Here is a 17,492-nt window from a genome sequence, read left to right as displayed (position 1 = left end):
TCAACGACTCCGCCGCTCACGCTTTTCCCGCACCCGCACCGAGATGCGGACGGGACTGCCGTCGAAATTGAACTCCTCACGCAGGCGCCGCTCCAGGAACCGGCGGTAGCCCGCCTCGAGGAACCCGGTCGTGAACAGCACGAACGTCGGCGGACGCGTCCCGGCCTGCGTGGCGAACATCACGCGAGGCAGCCGGCCACCGCGCATCGGCGGCGGCGTCGCGGCGACGACTTCCTTGAGCCACGTGTTGAGCCTGCCCGTCGGAATGCGCTTGTCCCACGATTCCAGCGCCGTGTCGAGTGCGGGCACCAGCTTCTGCACCGCACGTCCCGTCTGCGCCGAGATGTTGACGCGCTGCGCCCACGGCACCCGCACCAGGTCCCGATCGACTTCGCGGTCGAGCTGAAGTCGGCGGTCCTCGTCGACGAGATCCCATTTGTTGAACGCGATGACGAGGGCCCGGCCGGCGTCGGCCACCATGCTCAGCACGCGCAGGTCCTGCTCGGAGATCGGCTCGGACGCGTCGATCAGCAGAATCGCAACCTCCGCGGCCTCGATGGCGCTCTTCGTCCGCAGCGACGCGTAGAACTCGGCGCCGCTGGCGTGGCTGACCCGCTTGCGCAGACCGGCGGTGTCGACGAAACGCCACGGCCTGCCGCCGAGTTCCACGATCGAGTCGACCGGGTCGACGGTGGTGCCCGCGACGTTGTGGACCACCGAACGCTCGTCGCCCGACAGCTTGTTCAGCAGGCTCGACTTCCCGACGTTCGGCTTCCCGACCAGGGCCACACGACGCGGTCCGCCGCCGGGGATGCCCTCGCGCGGGGTCTCCGGGAGGGCGGAGAGCACCTCGTCGAGAAGATCGCCCGTACCGCGGCCGTGCGTCGCACTCACCGAGTGCGGCTGCCCGAGCCCCAGCGACCACAGTGCGGCCACCTCCGATTCGGTGCGGCCGTCGTCCACCTTGTTGGCGACCAGCAGAACCGGCGTCTTGGACCGGCGCAGCACCTTGGCCACGGCCTCGTCGGTCGCGGTGGCGCCGACGACGGCGTCGACGACGAGCAGGATCGCGTCCGCCGTCTGCATCGCCAGCTCCGCCTGCCGGGCCACGGACTGCTGAAGGCCCTTGGCGTCGGGTTCCCAGCCGCCGGTGTCCTGCACCATGAACCGGCGTCCGCTCCAGTTCGCCTCGTACGAGACACGGTCCCGGGTCACACCGGGAATGTCCTCGACGACGGCCTCGCGGCGGCCGATGATCCGGTTGACGAGCGTCGACTTGCCGACGTTCGGGCGTCCGACCACGGCGAGGGTCGGAACCGGGACGTGGGCCTCCCCGTCGCCGCCGTCTTCGAGGTCGAGGACCTCCCAGTCGGATTCCTCACTCCAGGTGCCGTCGCCTGCGAACTCGGTGGTGAATTGTTCGGTCACTGCCCTGCTCCACTTCTTTCGCTTACCACCAGCAGCAACCTGCCGATCACGTCGTCGATTCCGAGTTCGCTGGTGTCGACCAGCACGGAATCGTCGGCCGGCCGCAGCGGCGACACGGCGCGCGTGGAGTCGAGGTGGTCACGACGCTGCACATCGGCCAGTACGGCCGCGTAGTCGTCGCCTCGTCCTTCCGCGAGATTCTGCGCATTTCGGCGCTGGGCCCGGGCTTCCGCCGAGGCGGTCAGATAGATCTTCACGTCGGCGTCGGGAAGCACGACGGTGCCGATGTCCCTGCCTTCGACGACGATCCTCTCGGTCTCGCCCGTGAGACGACGCTGCGCCGCGACGAGCAGTTCGCGCACCGCGGGAACGGCGGAGACAGCCGAGACGGCCTTGGTCACCGCGTCGCCGCGGATCTCCTCCCCCACGTCCTCGCCGTCGAGCAGAACCTGCTCGCCCGCCGGGTCGGTTCCGATCGACCACGGCAACCCGGCGGTCGCGTCGGCGATCGCGGCGGGATCGGTGAGGTCCACGCCCTTGCGCAGCACGTGCAGTGTCGCGATGCGGTACATCGCTCCGGTGTCGAGGTACCGGGCGCCGAGTCGCTGCGCCAGCATCCTCGAGACACTCGACTTCCCGGTTCCGGAGGGGCCGTCCATCGCGACGACCAGCGACGAGGTACTCACAGGCCCACCGCCCCGTAGAGACCGCCGACCTCGCCGCGACCCAGAACGCGCAATGTGCCGGGCCGCTGGTCGCCGAGCGCGACCGCGCCGATGTCCGTCCGGACGAGCCGGATTACGGGGTGTCCCACGGCGTCGAACAGGCGGCGCACGATGTGCTTGCGGCCCTCGTGCAGCGTGACCCGGACGAGCGACTTTCCCTCGTTGATGTCGAGGAGCGTGAACGTGTCGACCTTCGCCGGTCCGTCCTCGAGCTCGACCCCCTCCTTCAGCTTCTTACCGACGCCGCGCTCGAGAGCCCCCGACACGGTCGCCAGGTACGTCTTCGACACCTCGAACGACGGGTGCATCAGCCGATGCGCCAGATCACCGTCGTTGGTGAGAAGCAGCAGTCCCTCGGTGTCGGCGTCGAGCCGACCGACGTGGAACAACCGCTGACCGGCGGCGACCCGCTCGGAGACGATGTCACCGACGCACGGGCGACCCAGGTCGTCCGACATCGTCGACTGCCATCCGCGGGGTTTGTTGAGTGCGAGGTGAACCAGGTCCTTCTGGACGACGACGCGGACTCCGTCCACCCGCACCACCGCGTTCTCGGGGTCGATGCGCAGTCCCTGTTCGATGACGATGCGGCCGTCGACCTCGACACGACCCTGCGAGATCAGTTCCTCGGCCGCACGACGCGACGCGACGCCGGCCTGAGCGAGAACCTTCTGCAGGCGCATGCCGTCGCCCTGCGGCGGGCCGACGGGCCGATCGGCGTCGGCGTACTGGTGCCGGGCCGGCTTGGCGTTGCTGATCTTGGGGGCCTGGGCCTGCGCGCGTTGCGGCTTGGCCGACTTGGGTTTGCCGCGCTTGTTCTTCGCGGCAGGGTCGGGCCTGCCGGGTTTGCCCTTCGCGGCGTCGGGCCTGCCTGATCGATGACCGGCCTCGGCCCTGTCCGGACGTCCTCCGGTCTCCGACCTGGTGCGCCCTCCGGTCTCCGACCTGGTGGGGCGCTGCTTCTTGTTGTTGCGATCCGGTGTGCCATCTCGGCGAGCGGGTTTCTTCACTTTTGTACTATCCCTGTCAGTCTTCGGTGTCCAGCCCGGTGTCCAACTCTTCTGTGGAAGCCGTAGCTTTATTCATTCTCGCAAATCGTGGGTCAGATTCCAGACTGTCACTGATGTCATCTATCAGATCCACATCCGGCAACAACGGAGCCAACGCGGGAAGATCGGCCAGAGACGCCAAGCCGAGCCGTTCCAGGAAGAGTTCCGTCGTCGAGTACTGCGTGGCGTTGGTATCGGGATCGACGCCGGCTTCGGCGATCAAACCGCGAGCGAGAAGTGTGCGCACCACACCATCCACGTTGACGCCGCGCACCGCACTGATCCGTGCGCGGGTCAACGGTTGACGGTATGCCACCACGGCCAGAGTTTCCAACGCCGCCCTCGTCAGTTTGGAGCGGGCTCCGTCGAGCAGGAGCCGTTCGACGTAGGGTGCGTACGCGGTGCGGGTGTAGAGACGCCAACCGTCACCGGCATATCGGAGGTCCATCCCGCTTCCCCGGGCGGTGAGCTCGGCGGACATGCGGTTCAGCGTCTCCGTGATGCGATTCACAGAAGCACCGGTCGCGGACGCGAGCTGCTCCGCACCGGCCGGTGAGTCCACGATCAGCAGCAACGACTCGAGGACCGCTGCGAGTTCTGTGTCCGACAGCTCGGGTTCTGCGTCCGACAGCTCGGGTTCCGTATCGACGGCGCCCTGGTCGTCCGGCTCGTCGAACGGGGCCGAACTCATCCGTAATCCTCCTCGGTCACCGGGGCATGTGCACCTTCCCCGGTCCAGCTCACCAGCAGTTCCCCGAGTGGCTCGGGCTGTTCGAACAACACGGACTGCTCGCGGTACAGCTCGAGCAGCGCGAGAAATCTTGCCACGATCAGGCCGGTGACCTCGCACTCCGAGACGAGGTCGCCGAAGCTCGCCCACTCGCCCGCTCCTCGCTCGCGGAGCAGTTCCAGCATCCGCGCCGCCTGTTCGGGGACCGACACCGCGTGCATGTCGTGCAGGTGGTCGAGTCCCACGGTGGGCTTCGGGCGGGGTGTGAACACGGTCGCGGCGATCTCCGCGAACCGCTGGGGGTCGACGCCGAGCAGCACTTCCGGCAGCAACTGGGTGAACTGGTCCTCCAGAGCTGCCGACCGCGGATACCGGCGCAGTGCGGCCGCCTCGAGTTCGCCGAACAGTTGCGCCACCTGCTTGTACGCGCGGTACTGCAGCAGCCGGGCGAACAGCAGGTCGCGCGCCTCGAGAAGCGCGAGGTCCTCGGCGTCCTCCACCTGTCCCGCGGGGAGCAGACGCGCCGCCTTCAGGTCGAGCAGTGTCGCGGCGACGACCAGGAATTCCGTGGTCTGGTCGAGACCCATCTCCGCGCCGAGCGTGCGGGTGTAGGCGATGAAGTCGTCCGTCACCTGGTGCAGCGCGACTTCCGTGACGTCCAGCTGCCGCTGGTTGATCAGGGTGAGGAGCAGATCGAACGGTCCCTCGAAGTTGCGCAGCGTCACCCTGAAGCCGGGCTTGACGGCGGGCGCCTGCGGGTCCTCGCCGTTCGAACCCTCGGTCTGCGGTGGTGCCGGAATGTCTTGCGTATTCACCACTTACCGGCCGGACCGGTGAATGACCTCGCGTGCCAGCGCCCGGTACGCCTCGGCACCGGTCGACTTGGGCGCCCAGGTGGTGATCGGTTCCCCGGCGACCGAGGTCTCGGGGAATCGCACGGTCCGGTTGATCACGGTGTCGTAGACCAAGTCCCCGAATACCTCCACGACGCGGGCCATCACCTCGCGTGCGTGCAGTGTCCGCGCGTCGAACATCGTCACGACGATCCCGGCGAGTTCGAGCCGCGGGTTGAGCCGGTCGTGGACCTTCTCGACCGTGTCGTTGAGCAGCGCCAGTCCGCGCAGGCTGAAGTATTCGCACTCCATCGGAATGATCACCGAGTCTGCGCAGGCCAGCGCATTGACCGTGAGCAGACCGAGGGACGGCTGGCAGTCGATGAGGACGTAGTCGTAGCGGTCGAGCACGGGATGCAGCACGCGTCCGAGTGTCTGCTCACGCCCCACCTCGGTGACGAGCTGGATCTCCGCCGCCGACAGGTCGATGTTGCTCGGCAGCAGGTCGAGGCCCTCGACGCGCGTCCGCATCAGGACGTCGTCGATCGAGACGCGCGGTTCGACGAGCAGATTGTGGACGGTCAGTTCGAGGTCGTTGTGCGCGACGCCGAGGCCCGCGGACAGCGCCCCCTGGGGATCGAGGTCGACGAGCAGGACCCGTCGACCGTATTCGGCCAGCGACGCACCCAGGTTGATCGTCGACGTCGTCTTGCCGACGCCGCCCTTCTGGTTGCACATCGCGACGATCTTGGCCGGGCCGTGCGAGGGTAGCGGGGCGGGTTCCGGCACCTCACGCGTCGGCCGACCCGTGGGGCCGAGTTCCTCCTCCACGACCACGGCAGCGTCGTCGAACAAGTCTGCGGTTTCGGTTTGCCGCACGTCGAACATGTCGCCCTCCGGTTGCGAGTGCTCTGACTCCGCCGCTGGCGGCTGCGGTGTCACCACGGTCCGATGATCCCCTGTTCTCTCGATGATCGCTGTCGATCCCACATCGTTATACGAACGCTACCGCCTCGTACCGTGAATTTTCCCCTCGACACGCTTTCCGCTACCGCGCCCGGGGGTGCGCTCCGGCCCACACTTCGCGCAACGCACCCACTGTCACCAGCGTATATATCTGCGTGGTCGTCACCGACGCGTGTCCGAGCAACTCCTGGACGACGCGGACGTCGGCGCCGCCGTCGAGAAGGTGGGTCGCGAACGAGTGGCGGAGCGTGTGCGGAGACACCGCCGACGAGATCCCCGCCGCGTCCGCCGCGGTCTGCAGCACCTGCCACGCGCTCTGCCGGGACAGCCGTCCGCCGCGGACGTTGAGGAACAGGGCAGGTGTCGCGCTGGACACCAGGGCGGGCCTGCCCCGGATCAGGTAGGCGTCGAGGGATTCGACGGCGGGCCGCCCCACCGGCACCACCCGCTGCTTGCCGCCCTTGCCACGCAGCAGCACCGACCGGGTCTCGGTGTCGATGTCGTCGACGTCCAGGCCGACGGCCTCGGAGATGCGGGCGCCCGTCGAATACAGCAACTCGAGCAACGCGCGGTCGCGCACCGCCCGCGGTCCGTCTGCGGGTCCGCTGCCTCCGACCGACTCCAGCAGGGCCAGCACCTCGTTGACCGGGAGCGACTTCGGGAGCCGTTTCGCAGGCGACGGTGGCCGCACGTCCCGGGCGACGTCGACGGCGGTCAGCCCCTCGGCCGCGGCGAACCGGTGGAATCCGCGCACCGCGATCAGCGCCCTGGCCGCCGAACTCGCTGCCAGCGGGGGCAGTTCGCGGTTCGGATCACCCGTCCTCAGGGCGATCACGAAGTCGCTGACATCCTGTTCGCGGACACGGCCGATGTCAGTGACCTCCCGGTCGGCGAGGAACTGCGTGTACCGCTGAAGGTCGCGCCGGTACGAACCGAGCGTGTTGCGGGCGGCCCCGCGCTCGACCGCCATGTGGTCGAGGTACGAATCCACCTGGCGGGCGATCACCACGTCACGCCCGCGCGGCTTCGTCCCCGGCGGCACGTGCGCGCTTCCGCTCGCTGAACCGCTCGGGGCGATCGACCCAGGGGGCGCTTGCGTCGCGGAGTTCGCCGAGACCGCCAGGCCGGGACCGGGCGGCGGCGAGGGCCATCACTCCGGACGCGGCCGTGGCGTTGACGATGGTCCCGTTCAGCACCATCGACACGACCTCGTCGAACGGAATCCGCTCGATCTCGAGGTCGGCTTCCTCGTCCTCCGGGTCCGGCCTGTCCACTTCGTGCAGGTCCTCGGCGAGGAACACACGCACCGACTCGTCCGTGAACCCCGGTGAGAGAACGACATCCACGAGGACGGACCAGCGCCGGGCCGCGAGGCCGGTCTCTTCTGCCAGTTCGCGTCGGGCGGCGTCGACGGGATCCTCCCCCGGCTCGTCCAGCAGACCCGCCGGAATCTCCCACAACCGGCGCCCCACCGGGTGCCGGTACTGGTGGATCAGGACGACCCGGTCCTCGTCGTCGAGCACCACGACGGCGACGGCGCCGTGGTGCTCGACCACCTCACGTTCGGCGGTCCGGCCGTCCGGCATCGCGACGTGATCCACCCGCAGCGCGAGGATCGCGCCGCTGTAGACGGCGCGCGAGTCGAGAGTCTCGAATTCGTGCCGGCCGATGTCGGGCATGGTCGGTCTCGCCCTATCCCGCGCTGTCGACCGACGCGACCTCGTCGCGGTCGGCGGAATCGGCGATCTCGTCGTCGGCGACCGCGTGCTCCTCGCCGTGTACGTCGACGGGGAGGCGCTCCTCGAGCTTGTGCCTCAGCGCCGCGTCGACGAACGCCGCGAACAGCGGATGCGGACGCGTCGGACGGCTCTTCAGCTCGGGGTGGGCCTGCGTGGCGACGAAGAACGGGTGCTGATCGGCCGGGTACTCGACGAATTCGACGAGGTGACCGTCGGGAGAGGTGCCGCTGAACCGTAGTCCGCTCTTGGCGATCCGGTCCCGGTACGCGTTGTTGACCTCGTAGCGGTGACGGTGACGTTCCGACACCTCTTCGCTGCCGTACGCCCGGGCGACGACGGACCCCTTCGCCAGGACGGCGGGGTACGCGCCGAGGCGCATCGTGCCGCCGAGGTCCGCCTCGCCGGCGATGACGTCTTCCTGATCGGCCATCGTGGAGATCACGGGGTGGGTGGTCTCGGGCTCGAACTCGGCGGAGTTGGCGTCGTCCAGACCGACGCTGCGCGCGGCTTCGATCACGACACACTGCAGGCCCAGGCACAGTCCGAGCAGCGGGATCTTCCGGTGGCGGGCGTACCGGATCGCGCCGAGCTTGCCCTCGATGCCGCGGATTCCGAAGCCGCCGGGGATCAGCACACCGTCGACGTCGCCGAGCGCGGCCTGCGCGCCCGCCTCGGTCTCACAGGCGTCCGACGGCACCCACGAGATCTCCACCTTCGAGCGGTTCGCGAATCCGCCTGCACGCAGCGCCTCGGTGACGGACAGGTACGCGTCCGGCAGGTCGACGTATTTTCCGACCAGCGCAATCCGCACGGTCTCGCGCGGCTGGTGGACGCGCTCGAGCAGGTTTCCCCACACGGTCCAGTCCACGTCGCGGAACGGCAGTCCCAGCTGACGGACGACGTACGCGTCGAGGCCCTCGCTGTGCAGCACCTTCGGGATGTCGTAGATCGACGGCGCGTCGGGCGTCGAGATGCAGCCGTCGACGTCGACGTCGCACATGAGCGCGATCTTGTTCTTCAGCGCCGGGGGAACCTCGCGGTCGCAGCGCAGGATCAGCGCGTCGGGCTGGATGCCGATGTTTCGCAGCGCGGCGACCGAATGCTGGGTGGGCTTCGTCTTGAGCTCACCCGACGGCGCCAGGTACGGGACCAGGGAGACGTGCAGGAAGAAGACGTTGTCCCGGCCGACGTCGTGGCGCACCTGACGGGCGGCCTCGAGGAACGGCTGTGACTCGATGTCGCCGACGGTGCCGCCGATCTCCGTGATGACGACGTCGGGGCGGTGTCCCTGCAGATCCGGCCCGCTCATCGCGAGGATCCGGCTCTTGATCTCGTCCGTGATGTGCGGAATGACCTGGACGGTGTCGCCGAGGTACTCGCCGCGGCGCTCCTTGGCGATGACCGTCGAATACACCTGGCCGGTGGTCACATTCGCCTGACCGGACAGGTCGCGGTCGAGGAAGCGCTCGTAGTGGCCGACGTCGAGGTCGGTCTCGGCACCGTCCTCGGTGACGAAGACCTCACCGTGCTGGAAGGGGTTCATCGTGCCCGGATCGACGTTGAGGTACGGATCCAGTTTCTGCATGGTCACGCGCATTCCCCGCGCGGTCAGCAATTGCCCGAGGCTCGAGGCTGTGAGGCCCTTGCCGAGTGAGGAGGCGACGCCGCCGCTCACGAAGATGTGCTTGGTGGCGGTACGCGAATGAGTGCGTGACTGTGGCAAAGGGGCTCCCGTGACGACTGTGCAGGGCTTGGTCTGTTCGAGCAATGCTGGGGCCTGCCGACCCACGGGACTTCACGGTAACACCTCGGCGGACGTCCCGGAAACAACGCGCCGCGATTGCCCGCCCCCATGTGACGCGCGCTACGCCGGGGTGGCCCCCACGGTGACTCCGGTGGTGCCGGGTCCGGTGCCGTACCGGCCGGCGCCGCCGTTCAGTTGCTCCTGCAGCGCGAGCGGAACGGTGATCTTGCCCGCTTCCCGGTCGATGTTGTCGATCGTCGTGAGCGCGGCCGAGAGGGCGGCGTCGGCGCGTGCCACGGCGACCGCGCCGTTGCCCTGGGCGGAGGCCGGACGTCCGGCGAGCACTGCCCCGGCACCGCGTGAGTCCAGCGCGCCCGCGAACCGGGCCACGACCGCACCGCGATTGCCGCTGACGCCGTCCTCGACGTCCCGATCTCCGGTCAGCACCACCGCGACCTGCGCAGGCTGGACAGCCCCGTCGTCGTAGCTGACGAATCCGGCGCCGCGCAGGGTCTCGAGGGCCAGCGCCATCTCCTGGGCGGAACTCTGCGGCTGACCGGTCTCCTTCCCGAGCATGAGAACGGAGCCCAGCAGGTCGCCTGCGAGGCTGCCCTGGTCGACGGCCCCGGTCTTCAACGTGACGCCCGCGGGGATCACGTTGTTGACGACGGTCCGCAGCCGGTCGCCGCCCGTGGCGTCGACGAACGAGTCGGTCAACGACACCCGCCCGGTCACCGAACCTCCTGCTTGCGCGATCATCCGGTTGACCCCGTCGAGGTCGGCGGGGTCGGCATCGGGAGTCGTCACGACCATCACGGTGCGTTGCGCGAGCGAGTCGGCGACCACGCGGCCGCCCACCGCGGAATCGAAGCCGTCGGCCGAGTTCAACTGCTCGGTCAGTTGGTTGTTGCGTTCGGTCGCGTTTTCCACGTCGGTCTGCAGGTCGGCCTTGTCGTCGCGCAGTCCCGACACGAGACCGCTCGACAACAGGCCGGAGCCCATCACCACGCCGATTGCCAGAGCCAGGAAGATCGCCGCTATGGAAATGGCATGTTGACGCAGAGAAATCACTTGAAGAACCCCTGCACCCACAACGCAAAGCTGTTCCATGTCGCGACGGCCCAGTCGAGTGCTTCACCACCCACGTTGGACACGACCAGCGCCACGATGACCGCCACGAGAGCGGCGAGGACGAGCAGCGCGATCGCTCCTCCCGACACGCGGCTGCGGTACAGGGTCGCCACGGCCTTCGCGTCCACCAGTTTCGGCCCGACCTTCAGGCGGGTCATGAACGCCGACGGGTTGCTGTCGCGGCGACCGCGGTCGAAGAACTCGTCGAGGGAGACGGTGCTCCCGACCGTGACGATCAGCGACGCGCCGTGGTGGTCGGCCAGCAGCAGGGCCAGGTCGGACGGCGATCCGGACGCGGGGAACGTCATCGCTCCGATGCCGAGGTCCTGGATGCGCGACAGCCCGGGTGCGTGACCGTCCTGGTCGGCGGGCAGAACCACCTCGGCACCCGACTTCAACGTCGCGCTGGTGATGTCCTCGGGGTCGCCGACGATGAGATCCGGGCGATAGCCCGCCGACTTCAGGACGTCGGCGCCTGCTCCGACGCCGATGAGGATCGGCGAGTATTCCTTGATGAACGGCTTGAGGTTCTTCAGGTCGGACGCGTGGTCCGGGCCGTCGGACACGATGACGACGTGCCGTTCCTTCATGTCGACGTCGACGTCGGGGACCCCGACCCCGTCGATCAGCAACGGGCTCTCGGTGCGGATGAACTCGATGGTGTTGCCGGAGAACGCCTCGAGGTGGTCGACGAGACCGGTCTTCGCCTCGATCATCCGGTCGGAGATCTCCGCCTCGGTCTGTTCGTCGCCCTTGGCGATGCGCCGTTCCCCGGAGTAGACACCTCCCCCGTTCACCCGGACCTTGCTGCCGTCTTTGATGCTCTTGAAGATCTCGGCGCCCGCCGAATCCACCAGCAGGATTCCGTTGGCGACGATCACCTCCGGGCCGAGGTTGGGATACCGCCCGGAGATCGAGGGCGACGCGTTGATCACTGCGAGAACGCCGGCCTTCACGAGGGCGTCCGCGGTTCCGCGATCGAGGTCGAGCTCGTCGAGAACGACGATGTCACCGGGTCCGACGCGGCGCAGCAACTTGGCCGTGTTGCGATCCACCCTGGCGATGCCGCTGACCCCAGGCAAAGTTTCGGTGTTACGTGACAGCAGTGCCGGCATCTTCATGGATTCGATGATGGACCGGAAGCTCGACCGACCTGTGGAGGCGCGCCGAACCGTTTACCACATCAGTCACACCATTACCACGGGCGGCCGACGGAACACCGAGCCGGGTCAGGCGGAACGCTCGGCGTTGGCCGTCGCCAGCAGCTCCTCTGCATGGGCGCGTCCGGTCTCCGTGTCGTCGAGGCCGGCGAGCATCCGGGCCAGTTCCACGACCCGTTCGTCGTCGGTGAGTGTGTGCACGCCACTGCTGACGACGCCGTCCTCGTCGTCGACCTTGTCGACCACCAGGTGGGTGTCTGCGAACGCCGCGACCTGCGGAAGGTGCGTGACGACGATGACCTGGTGCGTGCGGGCCAGCCGGGCCAGCCGCCTGCCGATCTCGACCGCGGCCCTCCCGCCGACGCCGGCGTCGACCTCGTCGAACACCATGGTCGCGCCGGAGTCGGACCCGGCGAGTACCACCTCGAGCGCAAGCATCACGCGCGAGAGCTCACCGCCGGACGCGCTCTTGCTGATGGGCAGCGACTGCGCGCCGCTGTGCGCCGACAGCCGGAACTCCACTTCGTCGACGCCGGACGATCCCGCATGGAGTTCGGTGCCGTCGACGGTGAGCGGGGCCGTGTCCTGGGGTCCGGCGATCCGGGGCCGGACCGTCACCTCGAGCGCCGCCCGGCCCATTGCCAGACCGGCGAGTTCGGAGCTGACCGCCTTGGCGAGTTTGGTCGCCGCCTTGACGCGGGCCGCGGTCAGTTTGGACGCGGCCTCCGCCGTCGACGCCGCCGACTCCTCCACCTGCTTCGTCAGCGCGGCCAGCGCATCGGAGGACACGTCGATCTTCTCGAGCCGCGCACGGGCGTTGTCGGCCCATTCCAGGACGCCGTCGACGTCCGCGGCGTACTTGCGGATGAGGTTCTTCAGCTCCGCCTGCCGGGACAGCAGGGAATCCAATGCCCCCGGGTCCGCCGGCAGTCCGGCGAGGTACGTGGTGAGGTCGGCGGAGACGTCGGTGACCACCGCGATCACCTCGGCGAGGCGGGGTCCGAGCCCGTCGAGTTCGGGATCGGTGGCCGATTCGATCCGGGCCCGCGCCTCGGACAGCAGGTCCAGCGCGGGCGCGGCCACGCCGTCGCCGTCCATGTCGTCGCCGCCGGCGAGCGCCGCGTGCGCTTCCTCCGCCGCCGACCGCAGCGAGTCGAGTTCGCTGAGCCTGCGCACCTCCGACACGATCGACTCGTCCTCGCCCGGGGCGGGGGCGACGCCGTCGATCTCGTTGAGGGCGAACGTCAGTTGGTCGGCTTCCTGCGCGAGTTCCCGGGTACGACCGGTCCGTTCGATGAGTTCGGATCGCGCGGTCATCCACTCGTCGCGGTGTTTGCGGTACCGCGCGACCAGCGGCCCGACCGTCTTGTCCGCGAATCGGTCGAGCGCGGCACACTGCTGGTCCGGGCGGAGCAGCCGCAGCTGGTCGTTCTGCCCGTGCACGGTGAGCAGCGGATCGGTGAACTCCGACAGCACGCCCGCCGGAACGCTGCGGCCACCCAGGTGGGCGCGGGACCGGCCGTCGCTGCCGACGGTGCGGACCGCGATGATGGTGCCGTCCTCGTCCCGCTCGGCACCGGTCGATTCGAGCAGCCGGGTCACGGCCCGTTCGACGTGCTCCGAGCCCTCGTCGGTCATGAACCGGCCCTCGACGACGGCACGCGGCGCACCGAGGCGGACTCGTCCCGCGTCTGCCCGCGCACCGCTGAGCAGGTGCAGGCTCGTCACCACCATCGTCTTACCCGCGCCGGTCTCACCGGTGAGCACCGTCAAACCTTCGTGGAATTGCGCCGACGCCTCGGAGATCACACCGAGGTTGTCGATCCTGATCTCTGCCAGCACGTCTAGGGCTTCCTTCCTCGCCACCCGGTGACGGGCAGCTCGAACTTTCGCACCATCCGGTCCGCGAACGGCGCCGAATCCAGTCGTACCCAACGAACGGGTTCCTTGCCACGCACCACTTCGACGCGGGCGCCCGCAGGCAGTTCGAGCGTCCGGCGACCGTCGCAGAACACCAGACCGTCGTGACTGCCTGCCACCGTCTCCACCGCAATCAACGATTCCGGGCTCGTCACGAGGGGGCGCGCGAACAAGGCGTGCGCGTTGCTCGGAACCACCAGCAGCGCCTCGAGCTCCGGCCACACCACGGGGCCGCCCGCGGAGAACGCGTATGCCGTCGACCCGGTGGGTGTGGAGATGAGCACGCCGTCACAGCCGAACGCCGACACCGGCCGCCCGTCCACCTCCAGCACCACCTCGAGGACACCGAGCCGGGACCGGTTCTCGATGCTCGCCTCGTTGAGCGCCCAGCCTCGTTCGATGATCTCGTCGTCCACCCGTACCAGCACGTCCAGCGTCATGCGGTGCTCGATGCGATATTCCCGGCGCACCACCTGGCCGAGCGCCTCGTCGAGGTGCTCGGCCTCCGTTTCCGCGAGGAATCCGATCCGGCCCAGGTTGATGCCGAGGACCGGAATGGACGCAGCCTGGGCGAGTTCCGCCGCCCGGAGGAACGTCCCGTCCCCACCGAGGACGAGCACCATCTCGCACCCGAGGGCCGCGTCGGGGCCTGCCTGCACGATGGTGACTTCGAGCCCGGGAACCAGGAACTCGTCGGCCGCCATGCCGTCCATCGGTTCGATGCGGGTGCTGTCGACCTCGTCGACGAGAACACGCAGTCCGATCCCGGCCCGCTCGAAGATCTTGCCGACGCGCCGCGCGGTCTCCGTGATCTCGGCGCGACCCGGATGCGCCACGAGCAGGATCTCCCGCTCGCGTTGCTGGGCGCCGCTGCTTCCCCCGCTCACTGTGGTCCCTCCTGCACCGCGGTGCGGATCAACTCTTCTACCGACTCGACCGGTACATCATCCGTCCCGGGTGTGACATCCGCGCGGAGCCACAGGAAGTATTCGACGTTCCCCGACGGCCCCGGCAGCGGACTGGCCACCGCACCGACGGTACGCAGTCCGAGCGACGCCGCCGTCTTCGCGACGTCCAGCACCGCGGCGACACGCAACTCCGGGTCACGCACCACCCCACCGGAGCCCACGTGATCCTTGCCGACCTCGAACTGCGGCTTCACCATCGGAACAAGATCTGCGCCCGCGGCCACGCAGGCGACGAACGCCGGGAGCACGAGCTTCAGGGAGATGAACGACAGGTCCGCGACCACCAGTTCGACCGGGCCGCCGATCTGCTCGGCATCGATGGATCGCACGTTGGTGCGGTCCACGACGTGGACGCGGTCGTCGGACTGCAGCCGCCACACCAACTGTCCGTACCCGACGTCCACCGCCACGACCTCCCGCGCGCCGTGGTGCAGCAGCACGTCGGTGAAGCCGCCGGTCGAGGCGCCGGCATCGAGGCAACGCTTGCCGTCGACTTCGAGTCCGCGGGGGGTGAACGCCTCCAGCGCACCGAGGAGTTTGTGCGCGCCACGCGATGCCCAGGACACTTCGTTGTCGACCTCGACGACCCGCAGCGGGGTTCCCGCTTCGATGGCGGTGGCCGGTTTGGTCGCTGCCGCACCCGAGATCAGCACTCGGCCGGAGGCGATGAGTTCTTGCGCGTGTTCTCGGGACCGGGCCAGCCCCCGCCGAACGAGTTCGGCATCCACCCGTGCTCGACGGGCCACGTCAGATCTTGTCCACGGTGGCCAGAGCCTCCACCAGCACGTCGTGCGCCTTCTCGAGAAGGTGGGCTTTGCGTGGGATGACCCCGACGCCGTGCTCGTCGTCGGGGTCGGGTTCGACGGCTCCGAGCCGCGACAACAATCCGTCGACCTCCGTGTGGATCTTCTCGGGGTCGACACTCTGAGGAGGCCCAGGTAGATGGGCTCCCGGGCGCGGTATTGGCGTGCTCATCGGGCACAACGCTAGTCCATCGCGTTCGGATACGCATACAGCGAATCGCGTGACGAACGACGCGGGTCGGGCGGGTTTCAGGCACTCCAGCCGGAGACGACCGCGCTCACCGCGGGCGTCGTCGACGTGATCCTCGCGAAGTCGGGGAATTTCCATGCACCGACGGCCACGGCCCGCAGCAACGTAGCCGAATCCACCGGATCGGCCGAATCCGCGGTCGGTTCGATCACCAGATCGGTGCCGTCGAACTCGACGGACCACCGGCTGTCCTCACCGACGACGGACTCGTCTGCGGGCCGGTTGAGCGAGTCCAGTTCGGATGCCAGGTAGGTGGGGCGCTGCTCCTGCGGGGCACGCAGAACGTCGATCGCGGTGCTCACGCCGGTGAGCACCAGCAGCGAGTCGAGACCGACGTTGTTGGCGCCTTCGATGTCGGTGTCCAGCCTGTCGCCGACCACCAGGGGCCGCACACAACCGCTGCGGCGCATCGCATCTTCCATCAACGGCGCTGCCGGCTTTCCCGCCACCAGTGGTTCGCGGGACGTCGCCGCGCGCAGGGCCGCGACCATGGAACCGTTGCCGAGGACCAGACCCCGTTCGGTGGGGAGGGTCGAGTCCAGGTTCGCCGCCACCCAGACGGCACCGGCACGGATCGCGAGCGTCGCCTCGGCGAGGATCGCCCAGCCCGTGGTCGGCGAATGCCCCTGGACCACAGCGGCGGGCGCGTCCTCAAACGACCGCACCGGACGCAAACCGACGTTCCGAACTTCGTCGGCGAGCGCGTCCGTGCCCACGACGAGCACGGCCGAATCGGGTGCGACATTCTCCGCGAGGAGCCTGGCCGCGGACTGCGAACTCGTCACCACCGTCGACTCGTCGGCGGCGAAGCCGAGTTCGGTCAGGTGTTCCGCGACGTCGCCGGGACTGCGACTGGCGTTGTTGGTCACGTAGTAGCAGGACTGCGTCCCCGCCGCCAAAGCCTCACGCGCACCGGGAACTTCCTGCGGTCCCTGGTACAGCGTGCCGTCCAGGTCGAACAGCAGACCGTCGTAATTCTCGCGCAGGGTCGTCACTGATCGTCTCCGGTCAGCTCGGCCACACGCTCCTCCGCGTCGGTGTCACCCTCGAGATCCGCCGCAGCGGAGTTGAGGAACCACTTGAGTCCGTCCTCGATGCGACCGGCCGCGACCAGGGCATCCGCGTACGCGTAGAACAGACGAGCGGCACCGGGACCGGTCCGGGAGGCGTCCAGGTCCGGGGTCTGCAGCGTGACGACGGCCTGATCGAACTGTCCGAGGTCCATGCGCGCTCCGGCGACCACCATGCGCAGCTCCGCGGCCTCGTCACCCGACAGCGCTGCCGCTTCCTCGCTTCGCCCGAGTTCGATCGCTCGCTCCGGGCGCCCAAGTCCACGTTCGCAGTCCGCCATCACCGCGAGCAGTCCGGGACCGCCCGCCATACGACGAGCAGCACGCAACTCCGACAGCGCTTCCGCCCATTCACCGGCGTGGTACGCAGTGATACCCGCGGCCTCACGGACAACCGCGATGCGACCGGCACGCTGACGCGCAGCCCGGGCATGCGCGAGTGCGAGACGCGGATCGTCGTCGACGAGTTTGCCGGCCATCACCAGATGGCGCGCAACAGTGTTCGCGTTCGTCTTGTCCAAGCTCAGCAGATCGCGGCGGACACTCGGATCCAGTTCACCGGCCTCGACGTTCTCGGGCAGATCCGGTTCGTCCGGACGAGCCTGCTGCCGCTGCGGACGGTCACCTTCACGTCCGCGAGGCGCGAAGCCGCCCTCGCCGCCACGACGGGGTCCGCCACCGCGACGATCGCCGCCTGCGCCACCACGATTGTCGCGCGAATCGCGGCGAGGACCGCCGGCGCCGCGGTTAGCACCGGAGGCACCGCCGCGGTTAGCACCGGAGGCACCGCCTCCGCGGAAGGACCGACGTCCGTCGTCACTCTCCGACACAGTCATTCCTTTCACACAAACCACGAAAGGGGACCCAGTATATTGGGTCCCCTTTCGGTAACGGATGTTCGGCGGTGTCCTACTCTCCCACACCCTGTCGGGTGCAGTACCATCGGCGCTGGAGGGCTTAGCTTCCGGGTTCGGAA

At 68.6% G+C, this 17,492-nt stretch carries 17 protein-coding genes; all 17 read right to left on the bottom strand.

Features of this window, described 5'->3' with window-relative positions; all coding sequences use genetic code 11:
* The 17 genes from der to ACFU5V_RS41050 all read right to left on the bottom strand — a co-directional run bounded on the left by der (position 1) and on the right by ACFU5V_RS41050 (position 17,352).
* Positions 1-1,428, bottom strand: a complete 1,428-nt coding sequence (der, locus tag ACFU5V_RS41130) for a ribosome biogenesis GTPase Der (RefSeq protein WP_378431441.1) — start codon at positions 1,426-1,428, stop codon at positions 1-3.
* On the bottom strand, positions 1,425-2,114 hold the full coding sequence (cmk, locus tag ACFU5V_RS41125; protein ID WP_378706932.1) for a (d)CMP kinase: 690 nt from the start codon (positions 2,112-2,114) through the stop codon (positions 1,425-1,427). The genes der and cmk overlap by 4 nt, the downstream gene beginning before the upstream one ends.
* Entirely contained in the window at positions 2,111-3,163 is a 1,053-nt protein-coding gene (locus ACFU5V_RS41120; protein ID WP_095863651.1) for a pseudouridine synthase, read from the bottom strand. The genes cmk and ACFU5V_RS41120 overlap by 4 nt, the downstream gene beginning before the upstream one ends.
* Positions 3,164-3,179: 16 nt before the next feature.
* The gene (scpB, locus tag ACFU5V_RS41115; protein ID WP_378706929.1) at positions 3,180-3,893 is read right to left on the bottom strand and encodes an SMC-Scp complex subunit ScpB; all 714 of its coding nucleotides are present in this window, start codon (positions 3,891-3,893) and stop codon (positions 3,180-3,182) included.
* Positions 3,890-4,750 carry a segregation and condensation protein A gene (locus ACFU5V_RS41110; protein WP_378706927.1) on the bottom strand — a complete coding sequence of 287 codons (861 nt, stop codon included), beginning with the start codon at positions 4,748-4,750 and terminating at the stop codon, positions 3,890-3,892. Before ACFU5V_RS41110 ends, scpB begins: the two co-directional genes overlap by 4 nt.
* Positions 4,751-5,755: a ParA family protein gene (locus ACFU5V_RS41105; RefSeq protein WP_378431434.1), complete on the bottom strand. Its 1,005-nt coding sequence runs from the start codon at positions 5,753-5,755 to the stop codon at positions 4,751-4,753.
* 58 nt (positions 5,756-5,813) lie between these two features.
* Positions 5,814-6,740 carry a site-specific tyrosine recombinase XerD gene (xerD, locus tag ACFU5V_RS41100; protein ID WP_378431460.1) on the bottom strand — a complete coding sequence of 309 codons (927 nt, stop codon included), beginning with the start codon at positions 6,738-6,740 and terminating at the stop codon, positions 5,814-5,816.
* A 1-nt stretch (position 6,741) separates the two neighbouring features.
* Positions 6,742-7,410 carry an NUDIX domain-containing protein gene (locus tag ACFU5V_RS41095; protein WP_378431433.1) on the bottom strand — a complete coding sequence of 223 codons (669 nt, stop codon included), beginning with the start codon at positions 7,408-7,410 and terminating at the stop codon, positions 6,742-6,744.
* Between the two features lie 13 nt (positions 7,411-7,423).
* Positions 7,424-9,193: a CTP synthase gene (locus ACFU5V_RS41090; RefSeq protein ID WP_378706925.1), complete on the bottom strand. Its 1,770-nt coding sequence runs from the start codon at positions 9,191-9,193 to the stop codon at positions 7,424-7,426.
* Between the two features lie 141 nt (positions 9,194-9,334).
* Entirely contained in the window at positions 9,335-10,285 is a 951-nt protein-coding gene (locus tag ACFU5V_RS41085; protein ID WP_378431430.1) for a copper transporter, read from the bottom strand.
* Complete coding sequence (steA, locus tag ACFU5V_RS41080; RefSeq protein WP_072941893.1) at positions 10,282-11,466, bottom strand: putative cytokinetic ring protein SteA; 1,185 nt, start codon at positions 11,464-11,466, stop codon at positions 10,282-10,284. Before steA ends, ACFU5V_RS41085 begins: the two co-directional genes overlap by 4 nt.
* Positions 11,467-11,574: 108 nt before the next feature.
* Positions 11,575-13,347, bottom strand: coding sequence for a DNA repair protein RecN (gene recN / locus ACFU5V_RS41075; protein WP_378431427.1), 1,773 nt, complete (start codon positions 13,345-13,347; stop codon positions 11,575-11,577).
* Positions 13,348-13,349: 2 nt separating this feature from the next.
* Complete coding sequence (locus ACFU5V_RS41070) at positions 13,350-14,312, bottom strand: NAD kinase (RefSeq protein WP_072941897.1); 963 nt, start codon at positions 14,310-14,312, stop codon at positions 13,350-13,352.
* Positions 14,309-15,139 (bottom strand): TlyA family RNA methyltransferase, encoded by an 831-nt coding sequence (locus ACFU5V_RS41065; protein ID WP_378431426.1) that lies wholly within the window; start codon positions 15,137-15,139, stop codon positions 14,309-14,311. The genes ACFU5V_RS41070 and ACFU5V_RS41065 overlap by 4 nt, the downstream gene beginning before the upstream one ends.
* 1 nt (position 15,140) lies before the next feature.
* Positions 15,141-15,368: a hypothetical protein gene (locus ACFU5V_RS41060; RefSeq protein WP_043943807.1), complete on the bottom strand. Its 228-nt coding sequence runs from the start codon at positions 15,366-15,368 to the stop codon at positions 15,141-15,143.
* Between the two features lie 77 nt (positions 15,369-15,445).
* Entirely contained in the window at positions 15,446-16,441 is a 996-nt protein-coding gene (locus tag ACFU5V_RS41055) for an HAD-IIA family hydrolase (RefSeq protein WP_378706923.1), read from the bottom strand.
* The gene (locus ACFU5V_RS41050; protein WP_378706921.1) at positions 16,438-17,352 is read right to left on the bottom strand and encodes a tetratricopeptide repeat protein; all 915 of its coding nucleotides are present in this window, start codon (positions 17,350-17,352) and stop codon (positions 16,438-16,440) included. The genes ACFU5V_RS41055 and ACFU5V_RS41050 overlap by 4 nt, the downstream gene beginning before the upstream one ends.
* Positions 17,353-17,492 lie beyond the last annotated feature (140 nt).

The organism is Rhodococcus sp. NPDC057529 (genome assembly GCF_042802055.1).
Classification (GTDB): domain Bacteria; phylum Actinomycetota; class Actinomycetes; order Mycobacteriales; family Mycobacteriaceae; genus Rhodococcus_F.
The sequence above is the reverse complement of the archived record's forward strand: the minus strand, read 5'-3'. Positions and strand labels throughout refer to the sequence as shown.